The 11,608-nt window shown below is 67.5% G+C and carries 8 protein-coding genes; 7 read left to right on the plus strand and 1 reads right to left on the minus strand.

Annotated features, from left to right (window positions below):
• Positions 1–12 precede the first annotated feature (12 nt).
• Positions 13–972 (plus strand): NADP-dependent oxidoreductase, encoded by a 960-nt coding sequence (locus W5W_RS0104820; RefSeq protein WP_008731953.1) that lies wholly within the window; start codon positions 13–15, stop codon positions 970–972.
• Positions 973–1,053: 81 nt separating this feature from the next.
• Here the strand turns inward: W5W_RS0104820 and W5W_RS14615 are convergent, their stop codons facing one another.
• A complete protein-coding gene (locus W5W_RS14615; RefSeq protein WP_238533253.1) occupies positions 1,054–2,241 on the minus strand; it encodes a threonine ammonia-lyase in 1,188 nt (395 codons plus the stop codon).
• 83 nt (positions 2,242–2,324) lie between these two features.
• Here W5W_RS14615 and W5W_RS0104830 point away from each other — a divergent pair, with 83 nt between their 5' ends.
• The 6 genes from W5W_RS0104830 to W5W_RS0104855 all read left to right on the plus strand — a co-directional run bounded on the left by W5W_RS0104830 (position 2,325) and on the right by W5W_RS0104855 (position 11,598).
• The gene (locus W5W_RS0104830) at positions 2,325–3,236 is read left to right on the plus strand and encodes a LysR family transcriptional regulator (RefSeq protein WP_017194574.1); all 912 of its coding nucleotides are present in this window, start codon (positions 2,325–2,327) and stop codon (positions 3,234–3,236) included.
• 863 nt (positions 3,237–4,099) lie between these two features.
• Positions 4,100–4,963, plus strand: coding sequence for an ABC transporter ATP-binding protein (locus W5W_RS0104835; RefSeq protein WP_017194575.1), 864 nt, complete (start codon positions 4,100–4,102; stop codon positions 4,961–4,963).
• A 47-nt stretch (positions 4,964–5,010) separates the two neighbouring features.
• Positions 5,011–5,880 (plus strand): ABC transporter permease, encoded by an 870-nt coding sequence (locus tag W5W_RS0104840; RefSeq protein WP_017194576.1) that lies wholly within the window; start codon positions 5,011–5,013, stop codon positions 5,878–5,880.
• The gene (locus W5W_RS0104845; protein WP_017194577.1) at positions 5,877–7,010 is read left to right on the plus strand and encodes a sensor histidine kinase; all 1,134 of its coding nucleotides are present in this window, start codon (positions 5,877–5,879) and stop codon (positions 7,008–7,010) included. Before W5W_RS0104840 ends, W5W_RS0104845 begins: the two co-directional genes overlap by 4 nt.
• On the plus strand, positions 7,007–7,819 hold the full coding sequence (locus W5W_RS0104850; RefSeq protein WP_081486203.1) for a response regulator: 813 nt from the start codon (positions 7,007–7,009) through the stop codon (positions 7,817–7,819). The genes W5W_RS0104845 and W5W_RS0104850 overlap by 4 nt, the downstream gene beginning before the upstream one ends.
• A gap of 1,223 nt (positions 7,820–9,042) precedes the next feature.
• Positions 9,043–11,598 (plus strand): ATP-dependent Clp protease ATP-binding subunit, encoded by a 2,556-nt coding sequence (locus tag W5W_RS0104855; RefSeq protein WP_017194579.1) that lies wholly within the window; start codon positions 9,043–9,045, stop codon positions 11,596–11,598.
• Positions 11,599–11,608: the final 10 nt, after the last annotated feature.

The following is an 11,608-nucleotide window of genomic DNA, read 5'->3' on the forward strand; positions in this document are numbered from 1 at the left end:
GAGAAGAATGCTATGAGCGTGATGAAAGCTGTTAGATTCGATGAATACGGGGACTCCTCGGTGCTTCAGGTCCGCGATGCTCCTGTCGTGCCGCCCGGCCCTGGTCAGGTGTGCGTCGAAACCGCTTATGCGGGAATCAATCCGGGGGAGATCATTATTCGGGAGGGGGTCATGCATGATTTCTTCCCGGGGAATTTTCCCGATGAGGGGCAGGGGAGTGATTTTTCCGGCACCGTGGTCGAAGTCGGTGAAGGGGTGAACGACGTCAAGGCGGGGGATGCGGTCATCGGCATGAGCGACGAGCGCAGCGCTCAGGCGGAGTATGTCACCATCGCCCAGGAGCGCCTCGTGCCCATGCCCGAAGGGCTCGATCCTGCTGTCGCCGCCTGCCTGTACGTCGCCGGGACCACGGCGTGGGCCGCCGTCGGTGCGGTTGCTCCCCAATCGGGCGAGACCGTGGCGGTCTCCGCCGCTGCGGGCGGCGTCGGACTCCTGGCTGCGCAGTTGGCCCGGCGCGCTGGAGCCGACGTCATCGGCATTGCCGGCCCCTCGAGTGCGCAGGTTTTGCGCGACATCGGGGTCCGTCCGGTCGAGTACGGCGACGGGCTGGTCGAGCGCCTGCGCGCTGCGGCGCCCAGTGGTATCGACGCCTTCATCGACTGCTACGGCAGCGGATACGTCGAGGCGGCGCTCGAGCTCGGTGTGAGCACGAAGAGGATCAACACGATCATCGACTTCGAGGCGGTGCAGCTTCACGGCGTCCAGATGGCCGGCATGGCGGTCATCAAGGACCCTGCGCCTGTGGTCTCGCGGATCGCCGAGCTCCTCGCCTCCGGGGAGATCGTCCTGCCCATCCGCGCCGTCTACCCGTTGAGCGAGGTCCGCTCGGCCTATGAGGATCTTGCCACTCGACACGGCGTGGGCAAGATCGCCCTGCGCACGGGGCGGCATGCCGTGGTTCCGACGGCTTAGTACGCTCCTTTCCCCCTTTCCGTACGAGGAAAAGGGGCGTAACAAGGGGGAAAGAAGCGTACTAAGCGCTGGGGCGGCGGGTCAGGCCGCCTCGGTGAGGCTCGCTGCTCCGGCCTGCCCGGCCTGCCCGGCCAGCCCGGCCAGCCCGGCCAGCTCAGCCAGTTCGCCGTCGTCGGCATTGCCACCGGTGCAGATGACGGCGCAGGGGCCGCCGGGCGCGGAACCGCGTGCGGAATCGGCCATGAGGCCGGCCAGGCTCGCGGCGCCGGCCCCTTCGGTCAGGGTGTGGGCATGGGTGCTCATGAGTCCTACAGCGCGCAGGATCTCGTCGTCGCCCACCAGAATGAAGTCGTCCAGGTTCCGGCGCAGAATCGACTGCGTCAGTGCGAAGCTCGCCCCCACCGCGAGACCCGCAACCCGCGTGCGACTGGGGTCGCTCGTCGGCTTTCCGGTTCGCCAGGCACGGTGCGCGGCGGGTGCGGCGCTGGACTGCACCCCGACGATCCGGCAGTCGGGGGCCAGCGCGTCGCGCACCAGGCAGGCCCCTGCCGCTCCGGATCCGGAGCCGACCGGCACGTAGACGGTTCCCAGATCGCGATGTCGGCGGAAGAGCTCCAGATACACGGTGGCGTGCCCGAGGATGATCGCCGGCTCGTCGCCCGGCGACACCAGTCGCATCCCCTCCGCAGCGGCCAGGCGGCCGGCATGGGCGAGGGAGTCGCACATGGTCTCGCCCTCAACGATCACCCGGGCGCCCAGGGCGCGAACCGCGGAGATCTTGCGGGCCGGGGCGCTCGTCGGCACGACGACGGTCACCGGCGCGCCCCAGCGGGCTCCCGCCCAGGCCAGGGACTGGGCGTGGTTGCCAGTGGAGGCGGTGACCACGCCGCGGCTCCGCTCCTCCTCGCTGAGAGTCGCCATGAGCGCCACTCCGCCGCGTACCTTGAAGGCGCCGGTCGGCTGGACGTTCTCATGCTTGACGACGACGTCGACTCCAGCCGCCATGGTGAGGAGGGGGTATGACCAGGCGGGCGTTTCGGGCAGAACCGCGGACAGGGCGTCATGAGTGCGCACCACGGCGTCGAAGTCGAGGCTTGGCGGGGCGGGATTCGGGTCGCCGGTGTTGGGAGCCTGGTGGGTGTTGGGAGTCCGCCGGTGGGTGTTGGGAGCCTGGCGGCAGTCGAGCGCGGGGGTGGTCCCGGCGGGTTCAACGGATGCGGTAGGCGCAGTCGGCATAGTAGGCGCAGTGGGCGTAGCGGGCACAGTCATGTCATTCATGATCGGTGCCATCGGCATATCGGTCCAATGAATGTTTTGTCGAATATCTATCGATCTGGAGCATAATATGCGGCGTGATCGATGTGCATCAGCTCCGCGCTCTTGTGGAGCTCTCCCGCCTGGGAACCGTCTCGGCCGTCGCCGAGTCCCTGGGCTACAGTCAGTCCACCGTCTCCCATCAGCTGGCCGCGCTATCGCGGACAACTGGCGCCGTCCTGCTCACCCGGGCGGGGCGCGGAGTCCGTCTCACCGAGGAGGGGCGGGCGCTGGCCGACCGCGGTCAGGAGGTTCTCGACCTGCTGGAGCGGACGGAGCGCGAGGCGATCGCCATGGCGCATGCCGAGACCGGGCGCATTCGTCTGGCCGCCTTTCCGTCGGCGGTGGCCGCCCTCGTCCCGGGAGTACTCGATGTCGTCTCCCGGCAGTATCCGGGCCTGGAGGTCGAACTGGTCGACGCCGAACCGCCCGAGGCGCTGGACGCTCTGCGACGCGGGCGAGTCGATGCGGCCCTGTCCTTCTCCTACATCGACGACGACGCCGGCCCGGAGCTCCGGACGGTCCGCCTCCTCGACGACGTCCTCTACCTCGTGACCCATCGCGGCGGCATCGAGAACATCGCCGATGGTGCGCAGTGCCGCTGGATCACCGGTTGCGCGCGCTGTCATGAGGAGCTGATCGCTGTGGGGAGGGCCAACGGATTCAGCCCCGAGACCGCCTACGCCAGCGATGACTATGTGGCCGTTCAGGCTCTGGTTGCTGCCGGCGTGGGTGCGGCGCTCCTGCCCGGAATGGCGCTGTGCGCCTATCGTCATCCGGCGGTGGAGGTGCGTCCGCTGGCCCAGGAGCACCGTCGGGTCGAGATCGTCACCCGGAGTGAGCGGCCGCGCCCCGCCGTCATCGATGTGATCGTCGAGGCCTGCCGCACGGCTGCGCGGCATACGGACATCTCCCGGCCCGCCCTGAGGATTGCCGGGGCCGGCGCCTGACTGGCTCCCGACTGGCCTCCGACGAGATTGACGCAGGAGCCCTGCCACACCCAGCCCCTCGCGCCAAGCCTCGCCGAGATCGGTCGCTCTCCGCGTCGAGATCGGTCCGGTTCCGGCTCGAGATCGGTCGTACTCCGCGCCGAGATCGGTCCGCTTCCGTGTTGAGGTTGTGGTGTGTCAGGGCATCTGGGACGGGTGTGTGTTTGGGGTGTGGTGGTGTCCGGTGGGGTGGTTTTCGGGGTTGGGGGTCGTGTGAAGTGGGTTGGATGGCCGTGGGGTGGCTCTGCCGGTGTCCTCGTGGCACCCGTGTGCAACACCGAAAACAACCGACGCCCATGGGGTGGTTTTCGGGGTTGGGGGTCGTGTGAAGTGGGTTGGATGGCCGTGGGGTGGCTCTGCCGGTGTCCTCGTGGCACCCGTGTGCAACACCGAAAACAACCGACGTCCACCAGGTATCACCCACCACGCCCCGCACTGAGATCGGTCCGGCTCGGCCCGGCCAACCCGACGTCGAGGCGCGCACGACGAGCTCGAGAGCGAAAGCTGCATGCCACGCACCTCAGAACCATCAACACACAGCAGACCCGCGGAACCTGACCGATCTCGATGCGGAGATCGACCGATCTCGGTGCGGGTTGCGACCGATCTCGATGCGGGTTGCGACCGATCTCGATGCGGAGATCGACCGATCTCGGCACGGGTTACGACCGATCTCGAGCCGGAGTGCGACCGATCTCGGCGAAGGGGGAGGCTAGGCGGGCCGAAGAAAAGAGGGACGCGACGGGCGTCCACCGATCGGTGGACACCGCTGTCGCTCGGCCGGTTGTCGCAGGTATCGTACCTCGTTCATAAAATTGAGACCCGTGGCACATTCTCCTGCGATCCAGATCAATAACCTCACTAAGTCCTACGGGGACAAGCACGTCTTGACCGGCTTGAACCTCGATGTTCCCACCGGCACTGTTCTGGCTCTCCTGGGCCCCAATGGTGCGGGCAAGACCACCACCGTCGAGATTCTTCAGGGTCTGCGACGGCCCGGCTCCGGCACCGTCTCCGTCCTGGGGCAGGACCCCCAGAGCGGCTCGCGCGCCTGGCGGGCGCGCATAGGCGTCGTGTCCCAGTCGTCGAAAGATATGGAGAAGCTCACCGTCACCGAGGCCATCACCCATGTCGCCCGCTTCTACTCCTCACCCGCCGACGTCGCGGCCACCATCGAGCAGGTCGGCCTGAGCGACGATGCCCGCACCCGGCTCTCGCGCCTATCCGGGGGCCGGCGCCGGCGGCTCGACGTCGGGGTGGCGATCGTCGGCCGTCCCGCCCTCCTCTTCCTGGACGAGCCCACCACGGGATTCGACCCGGAGGCGCGTCGCGAGTTCTGGGACCTGGTGAAGAATCTGCGCTCCGACGGCACGACCGTGCTGCTGACCACTCACTACCTCGACGAGGCCGCTCACCTGGCCGACGACGTCGCCATCGTCCTGGGCGGCAAGATCGTCACCCGCGGCACCCCCGAGGACCTCACGCGGCAGGCCGGCAACGAGCGCACCGTGAGCTGGATCGAGGGCGGCGTCAGGCGCTCCGAGCAGGCTGCCGCTCCGACCGCCGTCGTGCGCGACCTCATCAACCGCCTGGCCGGCCCCGACGGCGAGGTCCCCGGCCTGGAGGTGACCAACCCCTCGCTCGAGGACTTCTACCTCAACCTCGTCTCCCGCCACCACGCCGCCTGAGTGCGGCCACCGGACCCCGCCCCTCACTGGACTCGAAGGACTCCCTCATGACGACCGCCAATCCCACCTCTCCGACTGCGCCGGCCGGCGCCAAGCATCCCGTCTCCACGCATCGCTCCCAGGCGCCCGGTTCCAGTCTCGCCGCTGTTGCCGCTCTGACCCGGTCGAGCCTGATCTCCTTCGTGCGCGAGCCGGTCGCCTTCATCATGACCATCTTCTACCCGCTGCTCATGCTGATCATCTTCGCCTCCGTCTTCAGCAACGACATCGTTCCCGGCGTCAGCTATGCCGACTACATGCTGCCGGCCATGATCAGCACCGGAACCATCATGAGCTGCCTGCTGACCCTGGCCATCGGGGTGGCCAGTGAGCGGGAGAGCGGTGAGCTCAAGCGCCTGGCCGTCCTGCCGGTCCCCACCTGGGCGTATGTGGCGAGCAAGTGCGTCTACAACACCATCCTCGCCGTGGTCAGCGCCGTTCTCCTCCTGCTCGTCGGCCACTTCGCCCTGGGCGCCTCACTGCCGGCCGATGGTCGCGCCTGGGGGCTGTTCGTGGGCGGACTCGTTCTCACGGTCGCCGTCTACACCCCGTTGGGGCTGGCCGCGGGGCGCCTGTCGCCTTCTCCAGGTGCCGCTTCTGGCGCGCTGCTGCCGGCGGTTATGGTCTTCCAGTTCGTCTCCGGCCTCCTCCTGCCCCTGTCCATGCTGCCATCCTGGATGGTCCACGGCTTCTCGGTCTTCCCGGTGCGCTGGTCGGCGGGGCTCATGCGACAGGCATTCCTCCCCGACTTCTTCGCCTCCACTGAGCCGACCGGCACGTGGGAGACCGGCAAGGCGCTGGCCGTCATCGCCGCCTGGATCGTGGGCGGGGTTGTGGTGGCCTTCATCGTCTCCCGCCGCGATACGGTGGATCGGTGACTGACGACGCGGAGGTCCCCTCCCGCTCTTACCCGCGCGAGGAGACCTTCGCCGCCTTCGTGGCCCGTGGGGTCCGCGGCTCCCGGCCTCCCCGCGGCGTGCATCCGCCTCTTGATAAGAGCGGTCTGCCCGGATGGGCCTGGCGTCTTATTGCCTGGGCGCTTGCTGTCGTCACCCTGGTGCTGATGGCTCATAACGGCTGGACCGCTCTCCTGCTCTTCCTCGTCGTCCCACTGCTATGGCTGGTTCATCCCAGGTTCTGGGTGGCGACGACGGTGCAGCTCATCTTCGGCTTGGGCGTCGGTGCCGCCGCCTTTGCCAAGGGCGATAGGTCTTGGTGGGTGAGCGCCATGGTGGAGACTCTCGTATCTCTTTTCGGCGGGACCTGGCTGACCTGGGTCCAGGCGGCCCGTGTCGATGTCGTCAGGGTGCTTGCGGACAAGGAGAAGGTGCTCACGGCGCTGGCTCACACCCAGGGCGAGCTCGCCGCCGCTGAGCGTGCCGCCGGAATCGCGGCCGAGCACGAGCGCTGGTCCCGCGAGGTCCACGACACTCTGGCGCAGGGGTTCATCTCTGTCATCACCCTTGCGCAGGCTGCTCGTGGCGAGCTGGACAGCGGTGAGATCGGAATGGTCATTCGCCGTCTGGATCAGCTGGAGGCGGTTGGCCGTGACAATCTCGCCGAGTCCCGTGCGCTCGTTGCCGGTGAGGGTCCCAGTGCTCTCAAGGACGGAGATCTCGCCCAGGCGCTGCGGCGCCTCGTGAGCGTCCAGCGCGAGCGCGGACTGAACACTGGTCTTGAGCTGGATCTGCCGGTGGGCCTGTCCTCGGCTGTGCAGGTCGCGATTCTGCGCACTGCCCAGGAGGGACTGAGCAATGTGACCCGTCATGCTCATGCCGAACGTGTGGAGGTTATTGTGGGAGTGGAGAGCACGGGCCTGGGTCGGGAGCTCGTCGTCACCGTGGCCGACGACGGCGTCGGCACCGGGGGTCGTCCAGAGGGAAAGGGGCTGACCGGGATGCGCTCGCGGGTGGAGGCCCTTGGCGGAACGCTGACGGTCGATCCGCTCCACTCGCCGGACGAGCGCAGGCGTGTCGGAACCGTGATCGAAGCCAGAATGCCCCTGTGAGCACAGCCGTTCTTTCGTCTAGTTCTTCGACAGGCCCGGGCGCGCGCCGGGTCCGCCTTCTGGTGGTTGATGATCACCCGGTGGTGCGGTCCGGAATCGTCGGCATGTTCTCCTCCGAGGCGGATCTCGCCGTCGTCGGGGAGGCTGCCGACGGCGACCAGGCCGTCGAGCTCGTCGCCGAACTCGCCCCCGATGTCGTGCTCATGGATCTGCGCATGCCCGGCGTCGACGGCGTGGAGGCCATCCGCCGTATTTCGGCTGGGGCGGGCACGGCGCATGGTGCTGCTGGGGCGGGCACGGCGCATGGTGCTGTTGGGGCGGGCACGGCGCATGGTGCTGTTGGGGCGGGCACGGCCGCTCATGCTCCTGCTCCCCGCATCGTGGTTCTCACCACCTACGACACCGACGGTGACATTCTGCGTGCCGTCGAGGCCGGCGCCATCGGCTACCTGTTGAAGGATTCTGCGCGCGAGGACATTCTCGCGGCCGTGCGGGCCGCCGCCGTCGGGCGCAGCGCGTTGAGTCCGACCGTCACGACGCGTCTGCTGGGGGCTGCGCGCGGTGCGGGCCAGAGTGCCGCCGGCGCTCCCAGAGGCGCCCGTGTTCCGGTGAGCCTGTCGCCGCGTGAGCGGGAGGTGCTGGCGGCGGTGTCGCGGGGGCTGTCCAATAGTCAGATCGGAGTCGAGCTATACATCACTGAGGCGACCGTCAAGACGCACTTGCTGCGCGCCTACGCCAAGCTCGGCGTCGACTCGCGCGCGGCGGCGGTTACTGAGGCCTTGCGTCGTGGTCTGCTGGAGCTGGAGTAGCCAGTGGCCAGGCCGTTGCAGCGTCCTGGTCCTGACGGGCCTTGACGGGCCTTGACGGGACTTGATGGTCCTGACGGCCCTGACGTCGAGATCGGTCGTACTCCGCCTCGAGATCGGTCCACTTCCGCGTCGAGATCGGTCGAAGCCCGCATCGAGATCGGTTCGGGGCGGGGCGCGCCTCTTTCTTCTCGGGTTCTCGGAACTTCTCGATTTCGAGGTATCTCGGCTTGCGCGGTCCGCAGATCTGAATGTTGACGTGCCCGAGCGACCATCCGTCGGGGTGCATGGGCGGCTTTGAAGGTGCCCGTTTCGATGGGACTGCAGGAGGCCGGCAGCTTCAGGCGCTGAACGGACAATACTGACAATGTTGCACATTCGTCCGCGATCTGTGCCGATAGAAACCTTGGAATCACGCGAAAAGAGATTCTGGTGAGTGCGGTTGTCCTTACTCCCATGTGTACAGACCCCCTCAGTGCACATGGGAATGTGATGACTGGTATTGACGCGTCTTGAGAATCCCTGGAATCTAAGCGAAAAACGGCTGTCGCTTTTTGAGGGGATCTTCCTCCCGTGTGCAGCCCCGTCTGAGCCGTCTGAGTCGGTCGACCGATCCGAAGGGTGAACGAGATGCGCTCCTCACGTTGACGGCGGCTGGCCGTAAGAACGGTTCTCTCTGACTCTCGTGTTCTCGTCTTCGGATTCCTGTCCTCGGAAAGATCGGGACGAGGGCGGAACGCACTGTCGATGTGTGGTGGTGCTGGGCGCCTTTCGTGCTCTCAGACCTTGAGGCGGCACTTCGAGTCGCCTTCTCTGAGCGTCCTGAACTCGGTGTGGAGTGCGACCGATTTCGATGCGGAACTCGACCGATCTCGACGCGGAAGTGGACCGATCTCGCGGCGGAGTGCGACCGATCTCGAGCCGGAAGTGGACCGATCTCGCGGCGGAGTGCGACCGATTTCGACGCGGAACTCGACCGATCTCGAGCCGGAAGTGGACCGATCTCGGCGGGGAGGCTCCTCCGCCCGCCATGGCGCCGATTCGCGGCCTGCGGACCTTGCCCTGAGCGTCCTCGACTCAACTCTTGCTCACGCCCACTGCGAACAGGGGCATGAGTGTCGTGCCGGTGCCGTTAGCCTTGTCAGCACGTGCCAGCGCCCCATGTGTATCTGCACCATTCCCGGACGGGCGCCCTACCGACCGCACGTGCCGAGGAGATACCAGCGATGTTCGAACGCTTTACCGACCGCGCCCGCCGCGTCGTCGTCCTGGCTCAGGACGAAGCGCGGGCGCTCAACCACAACTACATCGGCACCGAGCACCTCCTCCTCGGCCTCATCCATGAGGGCGAGGGGGTGGCGGCCAAGGCCCTGGAGTCGATGGATGTCTCCCTGGACGCCGTGCGTGCCCAGGTCGTGGACATCATCGGCGAGGGCCAGTCCGCCCCGAGTGGCCACATCCCCTTCACCCCGAGGGCCAAGAAGGTCCTCGAGCTCTCGCTGCGCGAGGCCCTCCAGCTCGGCCACAACTACATCGGCACCGAGCACATCCTGCTCGGCCTGCTGCGCGAGGGCGAGGGAGTTGCCGCCCAGGTCCTGACCAAGCTGGGCGCGGATCTGTCCACTGTGCGCCAGACCGTCATGCAGATGCTCTCCGGCTACGAGGGCAAGGAGACCGTCACCGCCGGCGGCTCGTCCAAGGAGGGCGTCCCCTCCGGCTCGGCGATCCTCGACCAGTTCGGCCGCAACCTCACCGCGGCGGCGCGCGAGGGCAAGCTCGATCCGGTGATCGGCCGCCACAAGGAGATGGAGCGCGTCATGCAGATCCTCTCCCGGCGCACCAAGAACAACCCGGTCCTGATCGGCGAGCCCGGTGTGGGCAAGACCGCCGTCGTTGAGGGCCTGAGCCAGGCCATCGTCCACGGAGACGTCCCCGAGACCCTGCGCGACAAGCAGCTCTACTCCCTGGACATGGGGAGTCTGGTGGCCGGCTCGCGCTACCGCGGCGACTTCGAGGAGCGCCTCAAGAAGGTTCTCAAGGAGGTGCGCACCCGCGGCGACATCATCCTGTTCATCGACGAGATCCACACCCTCGTCGGGGCGGGCGCCGCGGAGGGCGCCGTCGATGCCGCGTCCATCCTCAAGCCCATGCTGGCGCGCGGCGAGCTCCAGACCATCGGCGCCACCACCCTGGAGGAGTACCGCAAGATCGAGAAGGACGCCGCCCTGGAGCGCCGCTTCCAGCCGGTCACGGTGGACCAGCCGTCCATTGAGGAGACCGTCGGCATCCTCACCGGTCTGCGGGACCGCTACGAGGCCTTCCACCGCGTCGTCATCACCGACGACGCCATCCAGGCGGCCGCCAAGCTCGCCGACCGCTACATCAACGACCGCTTCCTGCCCGACAAGGCCATCGACCTCATCGATGAGGCGGGCGCGCGCCTGCGCATCCGCCGCATGACGGCCCCGCCGGAGCTGCGCGAGATCGATGACCGCATTGCGAAGGTCAAGCGCGAGAAGGAATCGGCGATCGACGACCAGGACTTCGAGCGCGCCGCCGCACTGCGCGACGACGAGCGCCGTCTGAGCGAGGAGCGCGAGGACAAGGAGAAGGCCTGGCGCTCCGGCGATCTCGACCAGGTCGCCGAGGTCGATGAGGGCCTGGTCGCCGAGGTCCTGGCCATGTCCACCGGCATCCCGGTGGTCAAGCTGACCGAGGCCGAGTCCGCCAAGCTGCTGGGCATGGAGACCGAGCTCCACAAGCGCATCATCGGCCAGGACAAGGCCATCGAGGCGCTGTCGAAGTCCATCCGGCGCACCCGTGCCGGCCTGAAGGACCCCAAGCGCCCCGGCGGCTCGTTCATCTTCGCCGGCCCCACTGGAGTCGGCAAGACCGAGCTGGCCAAGGCCCTGGCGGAGTTCCTCTTCGACGACGAGGACGCCCTCATCCAGCTCGACATGTCCGAATTCGCCGAGAAGCACACGGTCTCGCGGCTGTTCGGAGCGCCCCCCGGCTACGTCGGCTACGACGAGGGCGGCCAGCTCACCGAGAAGGTGCGCCGTCGGCCCTTCTCCGTGGTCCTGTTCGACGAGGTCGAGAAGGCCCACCCGGACATCTTCAACTCGCTGCTCCAGATCCTGGAGGACGGGCACCTCTCCGACGCCCAGGGCCGCGAGGTGGACTTCAAGAACACGGTGATCATCATGACCACCAACCTCGGGAGCAAGGACATCGGCAAGTCGGTGGCCACGGGCTTCCAGTCCACCGAGGGCGGCACCATGGACTACGAGGAGATGAAGGCCCACGTCAACCGGGAGCTCAAGCAGCAGTTCCGCCCGGAGTTCCTCAACCGCGTGGACGACCTCATCGTCTTCCCGCAGCTGACCAAGGACGAGGTGCGCCAGATCGTGGACCTCATGATCACCCGCCTGGCGGGGCGCCTGGTCGAGCAGGAGATGACGATCGAGCTCACCGACGCCGCCAAGGAGCTCCTGGCCGAGCGCGGCTTCGACCCGGTGCTCGGGGCTCGCCCGCTGCGTCGCGCCATTCAGCGCGACATCGAGGACGCCCTGAGCGAGAAGATCCTCTTCGGGGAGATCGAGCGCGGCCAGAAGGTCGTCGTCGATGCCGAGGGGGAGGGCATCCTCGGCGAGTTCACCTTCCGCGGTGAGCCCTGGGACCCCAAGATCGGGTCGGATCCGCTCAGTGCCGAGGCCGCTGCCGAGAAGGAGGCCGAGGCGGTCATCGACGCCGTGGGTGCGGACGCCGGCGCGGGGGAGTGACCTCTCGCAC

Source organism: Actinomyces massiliensis 4401292, from assembly GCF_000269805.1.
Classification (GTDB): Bacteria; Actinomycetota; Actinomycetes; order Actinomycetales; family Actinomycetaceae; genus Actinomyces; species Actinomyces massiliensis.